The organism is Humidesulfovibrio idahonensis, from assembly GCF_054657715.1.
The window spans coordinates 638,059-656,496 of the sequence record NZ_BAAHYE010000003.1 but is presented as its reverse complement, the minus strand read 5'-3'; the positions used below and the strand labels follow the sequence as shown (position 1 = coordinate 656,496).

The window sequence follows — 18,438 nt, the reverse complement described above, 5'->3', positions numbered from 1 at the left end:
AGGCAGAAGGCCTGCCGCACGCTGCCAAGCGTGGGTCTGATCCGCCTCGAAGCCCGGATGTGGACGTGGGGGCTGCCCGCCGTGCCGACCGTCAGCGGGGAGGCACAGACGGCAAGCTGTGCTACCAGCTTTTTGATGCGAGAAGGCCCGGACGGCCAAACACAGAAAGGAATTTTTTCGCGCTTTCCTCGCCAAGCGCCGCCCGTCGTGCTATGATTTGGTCTCTCTCGGACACTCTCGTCCCCTGGGGCGCGTTCGCGAGCCACGCCGCCCCGGCCGACACGGATATCCTCCACGTCCGGACCCACCTCTCACCTCACCTTTGCCAGGTTGCCATAAGCTTCGACTGCGCAGCCCTGTGAAATCGCAGTAGGCGGCGGCCACCGGCAATTTCAATTCCTCCGGCGAGCCGTCCAGGCTTCCTGCAGGGGGGCAGGAGAAACAAACAATGAAAAATATAAGCATCTGCGGGATATTGCCGGGCCCGTGTGCTCTGTTTGGTGGCGCGGCGCTGAAGCTTGGCCATGACGAGCTCCCCTTGCGTTCCGACCTTTTTAGCGCCGACCAGATGGAGCAGCACGGCAAGGTGTTGGCCGGGGCGCATCAGGTGCGCTCCGGGCGCGCCCGCGACCGTCTGCTTGCGCGCTTGGCCGAGAACGAGACGCTTCTGCTTGAGGTCCACAAGCTGCTGACCCTGGACGTCAAGGCGGACCGCAGGATCACCCCGGCCGGGGAATGGCTGCTGGACAACTTCTACGTCATCGAAGAGCAGATCCGCACCGCCGGCCACCACTTGCCCAAGGGCTACAGCCGTGAGCTGCCGCGCCTGGCCCGTGGGGCTTCCGCCGGGTTGCCGCGCGTGTACGACCTTGCGCTGGAGACCATTGCCCACGGCGATGGCCGGGTGGACCCGGAAAATCTGCGGCGTTTCGTGGCCGCCTACCAATCCGTGACAGCGCTCAAGCTCGGCGAACTCTGGGCCATCCCCATCATGCTGCGGCTCACGCTCATTGAGAACCTGCGGCGCATGGCCGCGCGCATTGCGGGGCACCGCCTCGACCGCAACCGCGCAGAGGCCTGGGCCGACAAGATGACGACCGTGGCGGCGAAGGAGCCGCAGAGCCTGATTCTGGCTATTGCCGACATGGCCCGTTCCAATCCGCCCATGGTGAGTTCCTTCGTGGCCGAGTTGACTCGCCGCCTGCACGGGCAAGGCCCGGCCCTGGCCCTGCCGCTCACCTGGATCGAACAGCGGCTTTCTGAATCCGGCCTGACCAGCGAGGAGCTTGTCCGCTCGGAGAACCAGCAGCAGGCCGCGGACCAAGTGTCCATAAGCAACAGCATCGGCAGCCTGCGGGCCCTTGGCGCCATGGACTGGCGCGGGTTCGTGGAGGACATGAGCGTTGTGGAGCGCACCCTGGCCGAGGACCCGGCGGGCGTCTACGCCGCAATGGATTTCGCCACCCGCGACCACTACCGCCATGTGGTGGAGCGCACGGCCAAGGCCAGCCCGCTTTCCGAGGGCGAGGTGGCGCGCATGGCCATAGGCCTTGCGCAGGCGGCGGCGGCGCGTTTGGGGCCCGGGGACCGCACCGCCCATGTGGGCTTCTCGCTCATCGACGAAGGGCTGCTGCCGCTTCAGCGCGCGGTTCAGATGCGCAGCGGCGTTGCCGATTCCTTGCGGGCCATTGGCCGCAGGCATCCGTTTTTGCTGTATTGCGGCGGGATCTTGCTCATGACGCTGCTTTTCGCCGGCAGCCTGACGGGCAAGGCCTGGAGCGACGGCCTGCACGGCTGGCAACTGGAAATGGTCGGCTGCCTCGCCCTGTTTTGCGCCAGCCAGCTGGCCGTGGCCCTGGCGAACTGGCTGACCACCCTGCTGGTGACGCCGCAAGCGCTGCCGCGCATGGACTTCTCCAAAGGCATCCAGAAGCAGTTTCGCACCATGGTGGTCGTGCCCACCATGCTCACCAGCCCACGGGGCGTTGAGGAACTGATCAAGGCGCTGGAGGTGCGTTTTCTGGCCAACCGCGACGAGTTTCTGCATTTTGGGCTGCTGACGGATTTTTGCGATGCCCCGACCCAGACCCTTCCCGAAGACGAACCGCTGCTGCGCCAGGCCAGGGAGCGTATCGAAGGTCTCAACGCGAAATATCATAGCGGGAAGGGCGACAGCTTCTACCTCTTCCACCGTCCGCGCCGCTTCAACCCGCAGGACGCGGTGTGGATGGGGCACGAGCGCAAGCGCGGCAAACTCTCGGACCTGAATGCGCTTTTGCGCGGCGGCGGCGCCGAGGCCTTCTCGCTGGTTGTGGCCGACAGGGCCACCCTGGCTGATGTGAAATACGTCATCACCCTGGACACGGATACGCTGCTCCCGCGCGACACGGCCCGGCAGTTCGTGGGGGCCATGGCCCACCCGCTGAACCACCCGCGCTTCGACGCGCAGACTCAACGCGTCACGGGCGGCTACGGCATCCTGCAGCCGCGCATCGCGGCCAGCCTTTCCGGCACCAACCGCTCGCGCTATGCGCGCATGTGCGCCAGCGAGATAGGCATCGACCCATACACCCGCGCGGTTTCCGATGTGTACCAGGACCTGTTCGGAGAGGGCTCGTTCATCGGCAAGGGCATCTACGACGTGGACGCCTTTGAGCGCACCCTGGGCGGCCGCTTTCCCGATAACCGCATACTGAGCCATGACCTGCTTGAGGGCTGCTACGCCCGCTGCGGACTGCTAAGCGACGTGCAGCTCTATGAGGAATATCCCGCGCGCTACAGCGCGGACGTGAGCCGCAGGCACCGCTGGATCCGCGGCGACTGGCAGATCGCCCGCTGGCTTCTGCCGGGCGTGCCCGGTCCGGACGACCGCCAGCATCCGAATCCGCTTTCGCTGCTTTCCCGCTGGAAGATCATGGACAACCTGCGGCGCAGCCTCACAGCCGCGGCGCTGACGCTGCTCCTGCTGACCGGCTGGACCGCGCTGGCCTCGGCCTGGTTCTGGACCCTCGCCGTGTGCGGCATCATTTTGCTGCCGGCCATCGTCTCCGCGGCATTGAACGCGCTGCAGAAGCCGGATGCCCTCACCCTGGGGCAGCACCTGGCCGCCACGGCGCGCCTGTTGCCCCGGCACTTCGCCCAGGCCGCCTTCGCCCTGGTGTGCCTGCCGCACGAGGCCTATTTCAGTCTGGACGCCCTGGCGCGCACGGCTTGGCGCATGCTGGCCACGCGCCGGGGGCTGCTTGAGTGGAACCCCTCCGCGGAAGCGGACGCAAAGGACAGCACGGATCTCGCCGGCTCCTATCGGGCCATGTGGTTCGGTCCCTTCCTCGCGGCCGCCATGGGGCTCGGCCTGGCCGCGTTCCGGCCTATGGCGCTGCTTGTCGCTATGCCCATACTCGGGCTCTGGCTCATCTCTCCGGCCATGGCCTGGTGGCTCAGCCTGCCCCTGGCCCGCCACCGCGAGCGCCTCACGGAGGCCCAAACTCTGTTCCTGCGCAAGATTGCGCGCAAGACCTGGGCCTTTTTCGAGACTTTCGTTGGTCTGGAGGACCACTGGCTGCCGCCGGACAACTATCAGGAGCATCCCGTGGCCGTGGTGGCCCACCGCACCTCGCCCACGAACATGGGCCTTGCGCTTTTGGCCAACCTCACGGCCTACGACTTCGGGATCATCTCCTGCGGGAAGATGCTGGAGCGCACCACCAAAACCCTGGAGACCATGACCGCGCTGGAGCGGCACCGTGGGCATTTCTTCAACTGGTACGACACGCTCTCGCTCAAGCCTTTGCCGCCGCAGTATATTTCCGCAGTGGACTCCGGCAATCTGGCCGGGCACCTGCTAACCCTGCGCTCCGGGCTTTTGGCCCTGGCCGGCGAGCCCATCCTATCAGCGCGGCTCTTTGAAAGCCTGGGCGACACCCTCGGGCTGGCCCAGGACGCCGCCGTAATAATGCCGGCTGCGGATTTGGGCACGGATGTTCCGGCCTTGCTGGCCGGACTGCGCCACGACCTCGCCGCCGCCGAACTGCCAGGCGGTCCGTCCGGCACCCTTGGCGCCATGCGGCTGCGCCTCTCGCGGCTGGGTTCGGCCATCGAAACCCTGGATGGGGCTTTGGCCGCGCGGAACGCCGCACCGGACAATGAGCTGGGCTGGTGGGTGCGCGCCCTGGCCGAGCAGTGCCGGGACGCCCTGGCCGAACTGGATCTGTTTACGCCGTGGGCCGCGCCCGAAGCCGGGCTTGGGGCTCTGGTGAACATTCCGGCCCTGGAAGCCATGCCGACCTTGCGCGGGCTTGCGGCGCTGGAGCCGGAGCGTCTGGCGGCCCAGGTCCAGGGGCTTGCTCCCAGCACGCCTTTTGACGCCGGACCCGCCCTTGCGGTCCTGCTGGCCGCGGCCCAGGCGCGCGCGCAGGCCAGATTGGCGGCCCTGGAGACGCTCGCCGCGCAGTGCGGCCAGCTGGCCCGCATGGACTATGACTTCCTGTACGACGAGAAGCGGCGTCTGCTCGCCATCGGCTACAATGTGGACGAGCGGCGCCGGGACTTGAGCTGCTATGATCTGCTGGCCTCGGAGTCGCGGCTGGCAACCTTTGTGGCCATCGCCCAGGGGCAGCTGCCGCAGGAGAGCTGGTTCGCCCTGGGCCGCCTGCTCACCACGGCCGGAGGAGAGCCCATTCTCCTCTCGTGGAGCGGCTCCATGTTCGAGTACCTTATGCCCATGCTGGTGATGCCGAGCTACGAACACACGCTGCTCGACCAGACCTGCGCGGCGGCGGTGGCCCGGCAGATGGACTACGGCAAGAAGCAGGGCGTGCCCTGGGGCATCTCAGAGTGCGGCTACAACGCCATCGACATGAACCGCAACTACCAGTACCGGGCCTTTGGCGTTCCGGGCCTGGGGCTCAAGCGCGGCTTGGCCGAGGACCTGGTCATCGCGCCCTATGCCACGGTCATGGCCCTCATGGTGGCCCCGCTTGAGGCCTGCCGGAACCTGATGCGCCTGGCCGCGGACGGCTATGAGGCGCGTTTCGGGTTCTACGAGGCCATCGACTTTACCCCGTCGCGCCTGCCACGCGGGCAGACCAGCGCCGTGGTGCGCTCGTTCATGGTCCACCACCAGGGCATGGGCCTGCTCTCCCTGGCCAGCCAGCTCTTGGGCCGCCCCATGCAGCGGCGCTTCAAGGCCGACCCCCAGTTCCAGGCCACGCTGCCGCTGCTGCAGGAGCGCATCCCCCAGAACGGGGCCTCCTTCGCGCACACCACCGAGCTTTCGGAAAGCCAATTAACCTCAAGCCTTCCGGAAACGCCCACCCGCGTCTACACCAGCCCGGATACGCCGAACCCGGAGGTGCAGCTGCTCTCCAACGGCAGGTACCATGTCATGGTGACCAACGCGGGCGGCGGCTACAGCCGTTGGAAGGACCTCTCCGTGACGCGCTGGCGCGAGGACGCCACCTGCGACAACTGGGGCTCGTTCTGCTACCTGCGCGACGTGGCCACCAGGGAGTTCTGGTCCACGGCGCACCAGCCCACGCTGAAGCCGCCCAAGCACTATGAGGCCATCTTCTCGGAGGACCGCGTCGAGTTCCACCGCCGCGACAACGACTACGACACCCGTCTGGAGATCGCCGTCTCGCCCGAGGACGACATCGAGCTGCGGCGGCTGCGCATCACCAACCGGGCGCGCACGCGCCGGGCCGTAGACGTCACCAGCTACGCCGAGGTGGCCCTTGCCCCGCAGGCGGCCGATGCGCTCCACCCGGCCTTCAGCAATCTCTTTGTGCAGACCGAGGTGCTTGCCCCGCAGCGGGCCATTTTGTGCACCCGCCGCCCCCGCTCCGAGGACGAGGCCGCGCCGTACCTGCTGCACCTCATGGTGGCGCGCGGCGAAAAGCAGACGGATGCCTCCTTTGAAACGGACCGCATGCGCTTTCTCGGCCGGGGCAACACGGTCGCCAATCCCTTGGCGCTGCGCGCCGGTGCCGCGGACTACGCCGTTTCTCTTTCCGGCACGCAGGGCTCTGTCCTCGATCCCATCGCGTCCATACGCCAACGCATCTCCCTTGATCCGGGCGAATCGGTGACGGTGGACATGGTCACTGGCATGGCCGAAGACCGCGAAGCCGCCATGCTGCTGGTGGACAAGTATCAGGACCGCAGATTGGCCGACCGCGTCTTTGACCTGGCCTGGACGCACAACCAGGTGCTGCTGCGCCAGCTCAACACCTCCGAGGCCGAGGCCCAGCTCTATGGCCGCCTGGCCGGGGCCATCCTTTACGCCGGGGCGGCGCTGCGGGCCGAGCCGGGCGTGCTCGGCAAGAACCGCCGGGGCCAGTCCGGGCTCTGGGGCTATTCCATCTCCGGCGACCTGCCCATGGTGCTGCTCAAGATCGAAGACGGCGCCAACATCGAGCTGGCGCGCCAGCTGGTGCAGGCCCACGCTTACTGGCGGCTCAAGGGCCTGGCCGTGGATCTGGTCATCTGGAACGAGGACGACGCTGGCTACCGGCAGGTGCTGCACGACCAGATCATGGGGCTCATCGGCGCGGGCACCGAGGCCAGCCTGACCGACCGGCCCGGCGGCATCTTTGTCCGCCCCGCCGACCGCATCGCTGAGGAGGACCGCCTTCTGTTCCAGAGCGTGGCCCGCGTCATTTTGGCCGACAGCTGGGGAACCCTGGCCGAACAGCTTGGCGGGCGCACCCTTGGGAGTGCGCTGCCCGCACAGCTCAAGCCCACGCGCGCCCTGCGGGCCGAACCCCAGGCCGAGGCGCCGCTGCCGCGCCCGGACCTCAGCTTCTCCAACGGTCTGGGCGGCTTCACCCCGGACGGCCGCGAATATGTCATCACCACGGCGAGAGCTCAGCTGACGCCCACGCCCTGGGTCAACGTGCTGGCCAATCCGACCTTCGGCACTGTGGTCTCCGAAAGCGGCCTGGCCTGCACCTGGAGCGAGAACGCCCACGAGTTCCGCCTCACTCCCTGGGGCAACGATCCTGTGGGCGATTCGCGCGGGGAGGCCTTCTACATCCGCGACGAGGAGCGCGGGCACTTCTGGTCGCCCACGCCCCTGCCCTGCCGCGGGTCCGCGCCGTATGTCACCCGGCATGGCTTCGGCTACAGCGTGTTCGAACACACGGAGCGCGGCATCGCCTCCGAGCTCTGGGTCTACGTGGCCCTTGATGCCCCCATAAAATTTGTGGTGCTTAAGGTGCGCAATGAATCGGAACGCTCGCGCAGGCTCTCCGCCACCGGCTATGTGGAATGGGTGCTGGGCGATTTGCGATCCAAAACTGCCATGCACGTCGTGACGGAGGTCTCGCCGTCCAGCGGGGCGCTCTTTGCGCGCAACGCCTACAACACGGAATTCGGCGAACGCACGGCTTTCTTCGACGTGGACGACCCGGCGCGCACGGTCTGCGGCGACCGGACGGAATTCCTGGGCCGCAACGGAAGCCTGGCCGCACCAGCCGCGCTGACGCGCACGCGTCTTTCCGGCCATGTGGGCGCTGGGCTGGATCCCTGCGCCGCCATTCAGATGAGCTTCAACCTTGAGCCCGGCGAGGAGCGCGAGATGGTGTTCCGCCTCGGCGTGGGGCGCAATGCCGAGGACGCCAAGGCGCTGGTGAAGCGCTTCCGGGGCGTGGCCTCCGCGCGTTTGGCGCTCGACAAGGTCTGGCAGCACTGGACGCACACCCTGGGCGCGGTGAACGTGGAGACGCCCGATCCGGCCTTCAACGTGCTGGCCAACGGCTGGCTGCTGTATCAGACCGTGGCCTGCCGCCTGTGGGCACGCTGCGCCACGTATCAGTCCGGCGGGGCCTTCGGCTTCCGCGACCAGCTGCAGGACGTGATGGCGCTCGTCCACGCGCGCCCCGGCCTGGTGCGCGAGCACCTGCTCCTGTGCGCGGCGCACCAGTTTGAAGAAGGCGACGCGCAGCACTGGTGGCACCCGCCCCTGAGCCGCGGCGTGCGCACCCGCTGCTCGGACGATTACCTGTGGCTGGCGCTTGCCGTGTGCCGCTACGTGCGCACCACCGGCGACACCGGCGTTTTGGAGGAACTTGTGCCCTTCCTGGCCGGTCGCGCGGTGAAGGAGGACGAGGACTCGTATTACGACCTCCCGGGCCGCTCGGATGAGACGGCCAGCCTGTACGCGCACTGCGTGCGGGCCATCGGCCACGGGCTGCGCTTCGGGGAGCGCGGCCTGCCGCTCATGGGCACGGGCGACTGGAACGACGGCATGGACCTGGTGGGACGGGAGGGCCGGGGCGAGAGCGTGTGGCTGGGCTTCTTCCTCTATGACGTGCTGACGGAGTTCGCCCAGGTGGCCCGCGCCCACGACGACGCGGCCTTTGCCGTGCGCTGCGACGCCGAGGCGGCGGAGCTTCGGCAGAACATTGAGCGCAACGGTTGGGACGGAGAGTGGTACCGCCGGGCCTACTTCGATGACGGCACGCCGCTGGGCTCCGCCGCCAACGCGGAGTGTCAAATTGACTCCATCTCCCAGAGCTGGTCCGTGCTCTCCGGCGCGGGCGACCCCACGCGCTCGCTGCAGGCCATGAACGCCCTGGACCGGCGTCTGGTGAACCGCGAGGCCCGGCTGGTGCAGCTTCTCGACCCGCCCTTCGACACCTCGGCTCTGAACCCCGGCTACATCAAGGGCTACGCCCCGGGCGTGCGCGAGAACGGCGGACAGTACACCCACGCCGCCGTGTGGGCGGCCATGGCCTTTGCCAGCCAGGGTGACGCCCGTCGCGCCTGGGAGCTCTTTGACCTCATCAACCCCGTGAACCACGCGCGCACGGCGGAGGAAACCGCCGTGTACAAGGTGGAGCCCTACGTGGCGGCGGCGGATGTGTACGCCGTGGCCCCGCATACCGGGCGCGGCGGCTGGACCTGGTACACGGGCTCGGCCGCGTGGATGTACCGGCTTATGGTGGAGTCGCTTTTGGGCCTGCGGCTGGAGGTGGACCATCTGCGCTTTGCGCCGTGCCTGCCCGCCGCGTGGAAGGAGTTCACCATGCACTACCGCCACCGGGAAACGGTTTACCACATCAAGGTGGCGCAAACCGCGGCAGGGAGCGCCCTGTGCGTGAGCCTGGACGGCGCGCGGCAAGCGGACGGCCGCATTCCCCTGCGGGACGACCACAAGGAGCACTGGGCTGAGGTTCATGCGCCCCTTGGAGGCTGAAGCCTTCCCGCCGGGGGGCTTGGGGCGGCTGCCGGGGGCCGGGCTGATTCGCATTGCGCCGGGCAGCTCTGCCTGCTGCCGGGAGAGGCCTCACGGACCGCTTCAGCCGCCGCGCCTTGGGGCATGCCCGGACCAGGTTCGGTACTGCGTGTCGTGGCGAACAGACAAGCGTCCGGGCAAAGCCTACGGCTGCCGTATCGGGACAGATAGGCACCTCTTCCGCGCCAAACCTTGGCCTCCTTTGTGCTCTAGGACGACATTGAAATGCCGGAATCACCGCTTGCGCCAGTCGTCAATCTTCTGCTTGCCGGTCTGCCGGTTGATGAGTTGGGCAGGATTCGCGAGTGCTGCGAGGAGGTCGACCTGGTCTTCGGCACCATCTTGTGCGAATCCGACCAGCCCTTTTTGCATGTGTATTTCCCACTCACCGGTTTTGTGTCGCGCGTTACCGCGCTTGAGGGGCACCCGGCGCTGGAGATGGGCCTTGTGGGCAATGAGGGCATGCTCGGCGCGACCTTGGCCCTTGGCGTCAACGGCGCGCCCATGCGCGCGGTGGTGCAGGGCGCGGGCACGGCGCTCAGAATGACAGCCTCGCAGCTCCGGCGGGAGCTGAGCCGTTGCCCGTTCCTGCGGCACACGCTCAACCGCTATCTCTTCGTTTTGCTGGCGCAGCTGGCGCAAACCGCCGCTTGCACGCATTTTCACGAGATTGAGCCGCGGCTTGCGTGCTGGCTTTTGATGACGCACGACAGGGCGCACGCCGATCATTTCCACCTCACCCATGCCTATCTGGCCGACATGCTCGGCGTGCGCCGCAGCGGCGTCACCATCGCCGCGGGCGCATTGCAGCAGCTGGGGTGCATCCGCTACAGCCGCGGCGAGATAAGCATACTCGACCGCCAAGGCCTGGAGCGGGCCGCCTGCAAATGCTACACGGCCCTGCTGCAGGATTACGCCCAGGGATTCTCCTAGCCGACGGCCCCGCGTAGCAGCACAGCGCCCCATGTACGGACGCATCAGCCCCCTAGCGCTCGCGTGAGACGCCGGGGGCTTTTTTGCGGCGTACCGCAAATGGAGGCCGCCCCCCTGTTCGATCCCGGCGTTGGCCGGTGCGTCGAGCGGGGGGCGGCTGGAGGAAGGGAGACAAGAAACAACGGCGGTACAAGATGCAAAACGGTGGGTGGCCGGCTGCTGAACCGTTTCATTCCGCAGCCAGCGGTGAGAGGGAAGGCTAGTTGGTGGTGATCTCCACGCGACGGTTCAGGTGGCGGCCGTCGGAGGTGGTGTTGTCGAACTTGGGGTTGGACTTGCCCATGCCTACGATCTTCAGCTGGCCCTTGTAGCCCTTGGCGCTGATCCACTTGGCCACGGAATTGGCGCGGCGCTCGGAGAGCTTTTGGTTGTAGGCAACGGTGCCCACGCTGTCCGTGTTGCCCGTGACGGTGAAGCCCTGGCAGCTGGAGTCGTTCAGCAGCGTGACGGCCTGTTCAAGGGCGGGGATCATGTCCTGGGTGATCTGGAACTTGTCGAAACCAAAGTTCAGGTTGCCGAAGGTGATGGTTTCGCACGCACCGGAGGCGACAACAGCGGCGGGAGCCATGGCGCGGGGAGCGGAGGCTTCGTCGGGAACGACGGTGTAGAACACGTCGCGCACGAACTGCTTCATGCCCGCATCACTGGCCATGACCTTGGGGTCGCCCACAACACTGCAACCCTTCAGGGCACGTATCTGGGAAACGACTTCCTTGCCGTGGGCCTTGTCGGCATAGCTGACGATATGGATGCACAGGTTGGGGTACTTGCTGTAAAGCGCCTGGGCCTCGGCCACGGGGTCGTTGCCGTAGTTCGAGTTGCCGTCGGTGAAGATTATCAGCGCCGTTCTGCCCTGAAGAGAGGACAGCACGGGGTCGATCTTGTCCAGGCCAAAACCCAGGGGGGTGATGCGGCCGTAGGGGTCGTACTTGGTGTCGATGGACTCAATAGCGGGAGCCACAAGGGACCGGCGGAAGGGGGTGGCGGCCAATTCCGTGGCCGTTGGGGCGAAGGTGTTCACGCCGCTCTTGTAACCCAGCTCCGGAATCTCGGCGTTCATCTTGGCGCCGAGCTCCTTGGCCATCTTAAGCTTGAACTGGCTCCAGTCGGGGCTGTCCAGAACCATGGAGCCGGAGTGGTCGAAGAGCAGAATGAAGTTGTCGACCTTGGGGCGCAGGGTTTCGGCCTGGGCCGGGAAGCTCATGGCCAGCACCACGAGGGAGGCCAGCAACATGGAGGAAAGAAGGCGTTTGCGCATGCTCATAAATTGTCTCCTGAGAATTGCAGTGTGTTCAGACGTTGGCCGCGTCGAGAGAGGATTTGCGGCCGCAAAATGCCATCAAATAGTATCCGCGTGTTGACGCGGGCTAGTTCATCATCATCCTGTCCGCGCCGGTGTTCATCGGCATGCGCACCCCCGTTTCCCTGGCGATCCTGGTGTGCATCTCGATCAGGAGGTCCATCTCCTCAATCCGCAGCGTGGCGATTTCTCTGGAGACGGCCTTGGCGGCGATGGGATCCGGCTGGGGCTGCAGCATGATCGCGTTCAGTGCCGCGTTCTTGGCGTAAATATCCTGATGCAGCCGGAAGAGCTTGTCGCGGTAATCGCCCTGAATGGTGCGGATGGACTCGCGCTTCTCCGGCGAGACGCCCAGCAGACTCATGCCGCCGCTGTGGCTCTCCACCATTTGGTTCATGGGCATGGCGCTGGAGGCGGGCACGCGCACCTGCTGGGCCAAGGCCGAAGAGGCCATGAGGCACAGCGCCGCGGCCGCAGCCGCCAAGAGGGTAGTTTTCCGTTTCATCGTGTGCTCCGTGCGTTGTTGTTATGGCTGGTGCGCCAGGTTTCGCCCAAGGCCAAGAAGGAGAAGAAGCCGCGCTTTGACCGGCAAAGAATGATGCCCTTTGGCGAGGTTGGCTTGCGCCACGCCCGGAGGACCAGTCGTTTCACGAGATTTTTCGGTCGTGTTAAAACGTGTACCCCTGCGGGTCGACGCTCCTGACGCCGCGCACATTGCGCGCCAGCTCAATGGCCAAGGCGCGCTCGGTGCCGTTCTTGGCCTTGCCGGTCAGGGTCACGTCGCCCCGGCTGACGCTGACCAGAACGTTGGCCGCCGCGGCATTGAGGGAATATAGGAGGGTGGACTGCACCTTGGCCCTGATCCAGACGTCGTTGACGCTGTTCTCCGCCACGCCTGTGTCGCTTTCCAGCGCGGAAGGCCGCACGCCGGTGATGGTCAACTGGTTGTCCACGGCGGTGACGTTGCGGGTGGTTTCGGCCAGATGCCCGGCGAGATTCTTGGCGCTCATGCTGTCGGCAGTGCCGCGCAGCCGCACCTTGCCCAGGGTGGTGTCGACCATGGCGTGCAGGCCCTGGGTCTGCTTGCTCCACGCGATCTTCGACTTGACCTCGGTGGTGACGCCGGCGTCGTCGACGATTTGGCCATAGTTGCGTCCAGCATTCTTTTCCATGGGCACATAGCCGGGCTGCACCACGATCTGGTTGTTCACTTCCTGAATGCCCGTGACCGCGAAGGCGATTTCCGCAGCAAGGTCCTTTTCGGCATCCTCGGCCACTGCGCCCGTGAGCCTGACCATGCCGCTTTGCACAAGCACGGTGAGATTGCTGGCGCGCAGGTATGGGCTCAAAGCATACGTTGTCCAGATCTGACGTTCCTGCCGAGCATCGACCAGATCCTGCGAAACAGGATCAGCTGCGGCCACGCTGCTGAGCACGGCAAGCGCCAGGACAAGACCGGTGGCGAGGATCAGTTTTCTGGAAAAGGAAGTCATGCTGTCGCTCCATGTCGAAAGTGTTGCCGCTGGCGCACGGTCCGCCTGTGGCCATCGGCCGACTGAAAAGGATGATGTGCCCGCTTGCCGCGCTGTGCGCCGCATGGCAAGCGGGCGATGTTCGCTGTGCTAGTTGTGCTCCAGGCCGTGCATGCTGTCCGCGCCGAAGGCGCCCATGCACATTGCGGTTTCGCCGCAGACGGTATGCCGCGGCCGGACAGAGATCACGGGCATGTTGCCCACGGCGGCTTTCTTGCCCTTGCCCTTGTGCTGGGGCGCGCGGTCCTGCCTGGCGTCGGGGGCGGCTCCTGCGCCGGGTGTCGCGATCTGGGGCTTTTCGGGCTTTTTGGCGAGGCCGCTGGTGGATTTCTTGTCAAAGGGCTTTTTCATGATGACCTCCGAATACAGCCATGCCACGCGTCATTGCGAGGGCTTGGTATGATCACAATGGCAGAGGCGGCGGGAGGCGTCGGTGCGCTGTCGCGCATAGGCCGGAAAGTAATTTTACTGTTACGCGAGCGGATGGCAGAGGTTTGCCGCATGAGCAACCGTATGTGCTGCGTATTGACGGCGGGGCATGCACCTGCCAGTGTGTGCGCTAACGCACAGACTGGGCCGCATATCTGACAATATTGCAAGCAACTGTGAGGTCTCACTAATCTAAGGATGGTAGCGATGCATGTGTCCCCCACCCCGAAGCAGAACCATCTGCTGGCCGCCCTGCCCGCTGAAGTGTTTGACCGCCTGCTGACAAAGCTTGAGCTGGTACCGATGCCCCTGGGGATGGTACTGTACGAATCCGGCGACACCATGCGCCATGTCTACTTCCCCACAAATTCCATTGTTTCCATGCTCTATGTCATGGAGAATGGGGCTTCTGCGGAGATTTCCGTGGTGGGCAACGAGGGCGTCATCGGCGTTGCGTTGTTCATGGGCGGGGAAAGCACCTCCAGCCGGGCCATAGTGCAGAGCGCGGGCCACGCCTACCGGCTGCTTGGGCAGACCTTCAAGGACGAATGCAACCGCCACACCGGGCTGCTTTTGTTGATGCTGCGCTACACCCAGGCGCTCATCACCCAGATGGCCCAGACGGCGGTGTGCAACCGCCACCACTCCATCGACCAGCAGCTGTGCCGCTGGCTGTTGCTCTCGCTGGACCGCCTGTCGGACAACCAACTGAGCATGACCCAGGAGCTCATCGCCAACATGCTCGGCGTCCGGCGCGAGGGCGTCACCGAAGCCGCGGGCAAGCTGCAAAAGCTTGGCGTCATCGAGTACACCCGCGGGCACATCTCCGTGCTGGACCGGCCCAAGCTCGAAGCGCTATGCTGCGAATGCTACGCCGTGGTCAAAAAAGAGACGGACCGCCTGCTGCCATATCTCGACTCGGCAAAGGGGCGCGTGTCGCGGTAGATGTGACAGCCCCCTGTGCGTGAGTGAAGGCGCGTGGGCGTTTGCCCGCGCCCTGGTCCGGGCTTCGTCCTGTTGAGCGCCCGGTTTGATCCGGCGACTTCGTGGCCGGCTGTATGACAAATCTCCGGCGGCCCTTGCGGCAGCGCCGCGCGCAGGCCTGTGTTTCTTGAGGCGGGCGGCGCGCACGGAACAACCGTGTGCTGCCCCGTCCGCACTACTTCTGCCCCTTGTTCTCCTCGTCGGCATCGTCTTTATCCGCTGCTTCCGCTGGTGCGGGCTTTGCGCCTGCGGCGGCGGCAATCAGCAGCAGTCCCGCCAACATGATCGTGATGAGATCCATTCCGAGCGCCTTCCTGTGTTCAACGATGCTGGCGGTGGACTTTGCCGCGCCTTAGCCCCCCCGCCTTCATCACGGCATCCTGCCCGCGCCGGCAGGGTGCCTTGTCCCGCTCTGCCGCCGGGCAGGGGGATCACTCGTTCGTGCCGGTGTCGTCGTTTGCGCTGGCCGCGCCTTGGCCCGCATGGAGCGAGTCGTACCAGGCCTGCGGTATTGTGAGGATCTTGAAAGGCCCCTTTGGAATCCTTGCCAAGGCAGTCTCCCTCGTCGTCGGACTGGGAGACCGCACTTCCTCGGTGTCGGCGTCGTTCACCGCGCCGTCCGGAGTTTCGTGGCGAAACCCAAGGGGGAGGCATACGGGGATGTTCTTGACGGTTTGTTCAATGCGCGTGTTCATGTCTGCCTCCGGATGCACCCGTGGCCCGCAAGATGGCGGAGTCCCGGTATGTGGACCATGACAAGGATCCTGCGTCGCGTCGGTGCGCTGTCCCGCATACTCCTCCCTGTTTTTTCCCGGTCCGCTCCCCGCCATCCCCGAAAGTCATGCCCGCCTATGCGCGGCAGCGCACCGACGCGCTGCACATTTTCCTCCATCCTCCAGACCATGGCTCACCCTTTTTGGGGGACCGGCTTTGCCTGCGCATCGGCGCGGGCGGATCGACAGCCAAGGGCCTGTGGCCCCTTGCGCGGATGATCGCGTCGCATTGAGCCGGGCATTTGCACGGCCGTTACACTTCCCTGGAGGAAACACATGAGCAAGCAAGCATCTGCCAGCAATGCGCTGGAAGCCCATATGACGGCTTTGGAAAGCGAAGACGGCATGCTGCGCCAGAGTGCGCGGGAGGCGCTGGTGAGCCTGGGCGCGGCGGCGGTGACGCCGCTGGCGCGAGCTTTGGAAAACGCCAAGCTGAAGCAGGTGCGCTGGGAAGCGGCCAAGGCCCTTGGCGTCATGGGCCAAGCCAGGGCCATTCCGGCTTTGGTGGCGGCGCTGGAAGACAGCGACTCAGACGTCATCTGGCTTGCCGCCGAGGCCTTGAACGGGTTCGGCAAAGAAGCTTGGCCCGCGCTTCTGAAGGCCCTGGTCATCGAAGGAACGGAGTCCGTGATCTTGCGCCAAGGCGCGCACCATGTGTTCGCCAATCAGGAGGAAAGCAAGGGTGACGGCGCGCTGGCGCTTTTACAGACTGCGCTGGAGCCCGGCGCATTGCCGGAAACCGCGCCCATGGCCGCTCAGGAGCTGTTGCGTCAACTGAGCGCACAGTGAGGCGCGACCTGGCGCCAAGCCGCGGCGAGGGGGGGTGCCCCGCCCCAGCGGCTCCTCCCGGCATCTCCACGGTCCATCTTCAACGTGCTTGAAAATTCAAACGGGAGCGTTTCATGGAAGGACTCCTTCTCTTTATCGTGATCGGACTCATCGCCGGCTGGCTTGCCGGGGTTTTGGTGAGGGGGGGCGGCTTCGGCGTCCTGGGCGACATCGTCGTGGGCGTTTTGGGCGCGGTGATCGGCGGCTACTTCTTCGGCCGCGTCAGCCTTGGCGGCAGCGGAATGCTTGGCGAGATACTCATCGCCACGGTGGGGGCGATACTGCTGATCTTCGTTCTGCGGCTCATCAAAAGGGTTTAGCCGCTGCCTGGAGCCAACGCGCCGCCGCTGTCCGCTGCTGTTTCCGGTTTGCAAAGCGTTGGAGCGCGCGTTCCAAAGAGGCGGCGGTCTTCCTTCCCCACTGGCGCTGCGGCCCGCTCTGCAAAATCTCTGTCACGTCAACAACACGCACTTTTATCTTTAACCCCTAAGGAGCTTACAATGACCATTTACAAGCGTCTCTCCATGCTGTGCCTCACCGTCATGCTGGCCTTCGCCTTCGGTTGCGCGGCGACCTCCACCAGTGAAGGCACCGGCGGATACATCGACGATTCCGCCATCACGGCCAAGGTCAAGTCCGGCCTTCTCGGCGAGCCCAACCTGAATTCCAACGACATCCAGGTTGAGACCTTCAAGGGGGTTGTGCAGCTCTCCGGCTTCGTCACCTCCCCCGCGCAGATCAATACCGCCGTCGCCATCACGCGCAAGGTCAAGGGCGTGAGCGACGTGCGCAGCAACATGGTCGTCAAGGGCCAGCAGTAAGAACGTCCATGGGTCCCCGGATCGCCGCCTGAGTTCAGCGCGGCGGTCTTGAGCCCACGTTGTCGCATTCTCCCGCCACGTCGGGCTGTTGCCCTCCTCCAACGCAGCCCTGGCGTGGCGACCCCGTCTCTCTCCCCTGCTGCGAGAGGGAGGCGGGAAATAAAGAGTCATGGCGCCATGCCCTGCGCAGCAATGCGCCAAGGATTCCGGTTTCTGCTCCGGGCGCCGACCACTGTCCAGTCCGAGGCCTCGACCTTGGCCGCGCCGGACGCGGTTCTCCGGCGGAAACAATCCAGAGGGCTTGACCGGCAGAAGCATGCGCGACGCGACAGCCGCAGCGTGAGCCTTCGGGCGAGCTGGGGCCGGCACGTGTTGAACCACCAGTAACCACGCAGGAGAGAAAGCATGAAAGCGAGCACCAAGGACAAGGTCGCGGGCAAGCTGCACGAGGTTTCCGGCAAGGTGAAGGAAGTCGTCGGCAAAGCCATCGACAACCACGAGATGCAGATCAAGGGCAAGGCCGAGAACATGGCCGGAAAGATCCAGCAGAAGGCGGGCGAGATAAAGAAGGTCGCGGGCAAGTAGCCCGCCTCCCGGCCGTTGGGTGCGGCTCTCCAGGCATTGTTGCGCATGCTTCGCGCCCAGGGAGCGGCGATGCGTTTACCCAGGAAATTTCTTGAACGCTTTGGGGCCCGCGCGGCGATTCTTCCCGCCGCGCGGAGACGACACCTAGGCCAGACAATCTGTAACGCAAGAGGAAACAATGAAAAAGAATAACTACCTCGTCCTGTTTGCGCTTGTGGGCCTGCTGCTCTTCAGCGCTGGCTCCGCCCTTGCTCAGGGGGCGATGGAGAACTCCGACCCGGACATCGACGGCAAGGTGTGGACCCATTCGACGGATTCCGACAAGCGGGCGTTTTTGCTCGGCGTCAGCAACGCCGTCGTCCTTGAATACCACCTGCGCACCAAGCGCTCCGAAGAACCGTCCAGGTTCGTCAAAGGCTGGGTCACGGCTTTCAAGGACTCGAAGTGGTCTGAGATGGTGAGCCGGGTCGACGCCTATTACGCGAACAACCCCACAAAGCTGCGCCGGAATGTGCTGGACGTGGTCTGGCACGAGATGATCGCGCCCAACTGGAAGAACTAAGGAGCATCTTATGAAAACAGCATTCATCGCCGCGTTGCTTGTCATGTGTCTCAGCTTTTCCGCCTGCACGCAGATGACGAAGACCCAGCAGGGAGCCTTGTCCGGCGGCGCCATCGGCGCTGGCGCGGGCCTCGGGATCGCCGCCTTGACTGGCGGCGGCCTTGGTCTTGGCGCCTTGCTTGGCGGCGGCTTGGGCGCGGTCGCCGGCGGTCTCTATGGCAATCAGCAGGAAGGCCAGCACCACAAGAGATAGATCGATCGTCACGGTGGCGCAGCGTTGGGCGGGGTTTCCGCCGCGCTGCGCCTGCTGCGGATCGGTTTCGGATTACTGCAAGGCCAAACGCCCTGAAGTCGCCACCTTCCGTGTTATGCCGAGCGATCAGGGCATGGAGCAAT

At 65.4% G+C, this 18,438-nt stretch carries 15 protein-coding genes; 9 read left to right on the top strand and 6 right to left on the bottom strand.

The features are described from left to right. Positions 1-538 precede the first annotated feature (538 nt). Together ACYQ4W_RS09445 and ACYQ4W_RS09440 are read left to right on the top strand one after the other, a co-directional pair. Positions 539-9,196 carry a GH36-type glycosyl hydrolase domain-containing protein gene (locus ACYQ4W_RS09445; RefSeq protein ID WP_459855693.1) on the top strand — a complete coding sequence of 2,886 codons (8,658 nt, stop codon included), beginning with the start codon at positions 539-541 and terminating at the stop codon, positions 9,194-9,196. Positions 9,197-9,460: 264 nt separating this feature from the next. After that, the gene (locus ACYQ4W_RS09440; protein WP_459855691.1) at positions 9,461-10,168 is read left to right on the top strand and encodes a Crp/Fnr family transcriptional regulator; all 708 of its coding nucleotides are present in this window, start codon (positions 9,461-9,463) and stop codon (positions 10,166-10,168) included. A 259-nt stretch (positions 10,169-10,427) separates the two neighbouring features. On the opposite strand, the gene ACYQ4W_RS09435 is transcribed toward ACYQ4W_RS09440, so the two are convergent. From ACYQ4W_RS09435 to ACYQ4W_RS09420, 4 genes are all read right to left on the bottom strand, one after another. Then, positions 10,428-11,492, bottom strand: coding sequence for an OmpA family protein (locus ACYQ4W_RS09435; RefSeq protein ID WP_459855688.1), 1,065 nt, complete (start codon positions 11,490-11,492; stop codon positions 10,428-10,430). 103 nt (positions 11,493-11,595) lie between these two features. Beyond that, positions 11,596-12,033, bottom strand: coding sequence for a periplasmic heavy metal sensor (locus ACYQ4W_RS09430; protein WP_459855685.1), 438 nt, complete (start codon positions 12,031-12,033; stop codon positions 11,596-11,598). 163 nt (positions 12,034-12,196) lie between these two features. Continuing rightward, positions 12,197-13,021 (bottom strand): BON domain-containing protein, encoded by an 825-nt coding sequence (locus ACYQ4W_RS09425; RefSeq protein WP_459855683.1) that lies wholly within the window; start codon positions 13,019-13,021, stop codon positions 12,197-12,199. A gap of 129 nt (positions 13,022-13,150) precedes the next feature. Continuing rightward, a complete protein-coding gene (locus tag ACYQ4W_RS09420) occupies positions 13,151-13,411 on the bottom strand; it encodes a hypothetical protein (protein ID WP_459855680.1) in 261 nt (86 codons plus the stop codon). Between the two features lie 285 nt (positions 13,412-13,696). Between ACYQ4W_RS09420 and ACYQ4W_RS09415 the strand changes: the two genes are divergently transcribed. Next, positions 13,697-14,434, top strand: coding sequence for a Crp/Fnr family transcriptional regulator (locus ACYQ4W_RS09415; RefSeq protein ID WP_459855677.1), 738 nt, complete (start codon positions 13,697-13,699; stop codon positions 14,432-14,434). A 214-nt stretch (positions 14,435-14,648) separates the two neighbouring features. On the opposite strand, the gene ACYQ4W_RS09410 is transcribed toward ACYQ4W_RS09415, so the two are convergent. Then, positions 14,649-14,774, bottom strand: a complete 126-nt coding sequence (locus ACYQ4W_RS09410) for a hypothetical protein (RefSeq protein ID WP_459855675.1) — start codon at positions 14,772-14,774, stop codon at positions 14,649-14,651. Positions 14,775-14,904: 130 nt separating this feature from the next. Then, positions 14,905-15,168 (bottom strand): hypothetical protein, encoded by a 264-nt coding sequence (locus ACYQ4W_RS09405; protein ID WP_459855673.1) that lies wholly within the window; start codon positions 15,166-15,168, stop codon positions 14,905-14,907. A 354-nt stretch (positions 15,169-15,522) separates the two neighbouring features. Between ACYQ4W_RS09405 and ACYQ4W_RS09400 the strand changes: the two genes are divergently transcribed. The 6 genes from ACYQ4W_RS09400 to ACYQ4W_RS09375 all read left to right on the top strand — a co-directional run bounded on the left by ACYQ4W_RS09400 (position 15,523) and on the right by ACYQ4W_RS09375 (position 18,295). After that, a complete protein-coding gene (locus ACYQ4W_RS09400) occupies positions 15,523-16,035 on the top strand; it encodes a HEAT repeat domain-containing protein (protein ID WP_459855670.1) in 513 nt (170 codons plus the stop codon). Positions 16,036-16,148: 113 nt separating this feature from the next. Then, the gene (locus ACYQ4W_RS09395) at positions 16,149-16,394 is read left to right on the top strand and encodes a GlsB/YeaQ/YmgE family stress response membrane protein (RefSeq protein WP_459855667.1); all 246 of its coding nucleotides are present in this window, start codon (positions 16,149-16,151) and stop codon (positions 16,392-16,394) included. 180 nt (positions 16,395-16,574) lie between these two features. Further along, positions 16,575-16,895 carry a BON domain-containing protein gene (locus ACYQ4W_RS09390; protein WP_459855664.1) on the top strand — a complete coding sequence of 107 codons (321 nt, stop codon included), beginning with the start codon at positions 16,575-16,577 and terminating at the stop codon, positions 16,893-16,895. Between the two features lie 405 nt (positions 16,896-17,300). Next, positions 17,301-17,480, top strand: a complete 180-nt coding sequence (locus ACYQ4W_RS09385; RefSeq protein ID WP_459855661.1) for a CsbD family protein — start codon at positions 17,301-17,303, stop codon at positions 17,478-17,480. Positions 17,481-17,658: 178 nt separating this feature from the next. Then, the gene (locus tag ACYQ4W_RS09380; RefSeq protein WP_459855659.1) at positions 17,659-18,042 is read left to right on the top strand and encodes a hypothetical protein; all 384 of its coding nucleotides are present in this window, start codon (positions 17,659-17,661) and stop codon (positions 18,040-18,042) included. 10 nt (positions 18,043-18,052) lie between these two features. Beyond that, positions 18,053-18,295, top strand: a complete 243-nt coding sequence (locus ACYQ4W_RS09375) for a YMGG-like glycine zipper-containing protein (RefSeq protein WP_459855657.1) — start codon at positions 18,053-18,055, stop codon at positions 18,293-18,295. Positions 18,296-18,438 lie beyond the last annotated feature (143 nt).

Excerpts from the sequence above, each read along its gene's own strand:
- ACYQ4W_RS09440 (WP_459855691.1), top strand. The coding sequence starts at position 9,461 with ATGCCGGAATCACCGCTTGCGCCAGTCGTCAATCTTCTGCTTGCCGGT.
- ACYQ4W_RS09435 (WP_459855688.1), bottom strand. The coding sequence starts at position 11,492 with ATGAGCATGCGCAAACGCCTTCTTTCCTCCATGTTGCTGGCCTCCCTC.
- ACYQ4W_RS09430 (WP_459855685.1), bottom strand. The coding sequence starts at position 12,033 with ATGAAACGGAAAACTACCCTCTTGGCGGCTGCGGCCGCGGCGCTGTGC.
- ACYQ4W_RS09425 (WP_459855683.1), bottom strand. The coding sequence starts at position 13,021 with ATGACTTCCTTTTCCAGAAAACTGATCCTCGCCACCGGTCTTGTCCTG.
- ACYQ4W_RS09420 (WP_459855680.1), bottom strand. The coding sequence starts at position 13,411 with ATGAAAAAGCCCTTTGACAAGAAATCCACCAGCGGCCTCGCCAAAAAG.
- ACYQ4W_RS09415 (WP_459855677.1), top strand. The coding sequence starts at position 13,697 with ATGCATGTGTCCCCCACCCCGAAGCAGAACCATCTGCTGGCCGCCCTG.
- ACYQ4W_RS09410 (WP_459855675.1), bottom strand. The coding sequence starts at position 14,774 with ATGGATCTCATCACGATCATGTTGGCGGGACTGCTGCTGATTGCCGCC.
- ACYQ4W_RS09405 (WP_459855673.1), bottom strand. The coding sequence starts at position 15,168 with ATGAACACGCGCATTGAACAAACCGTCAAGAACATCCCCGTATGCCTC.
- ACYQ4W_RS09400 (WP_459855670.1), top strand. The coding sequence starts at position 15,523 with ATGAGCAAGCAAGCATCTGCCAGCAATGCGCTGGAAGCCCATATGACG.
- ACYQ4W_RS09395 (WP_459855667.1), top strand. The coding sequence starts at position 16,149 with ATGGAAGGACTCCTTCTCTTTATCGTGATCGGACTCATCGCCGGCTGG.
- ACYQ4W_RS09390 (WP_459855664.1), top strand. The coding sequence starts at position 16,575 with ATGACCATTTACAAGCGTCTCTCCATGCTGTGCCTCACCGTCATGCTG.
- ACYQ4W_RS09385 (WP_459855661.1), top strand. The coding sequence starts at position 17,301 with ATGAAAGCGAGCACCAAGGACAAGGTCGCGGGCAAGCTGCACGAGGTT.
- ACYQ4W_RS09380 (WP_459855659.1), top strand. The coding sequence starts at position 17,659 with ATGAAAAAGAATAACTACCTCGTCCTGTTTGCGCTTGTGGGCCTGCTG.
- ACYQ4W_RS09375 (WP_459855657.1), top strand. The coding sequence starts at position 18,053 with ATGAAAACAGCATTCATCGCCGCGTTGCTTGTCATGTGTCTCAGCTTT.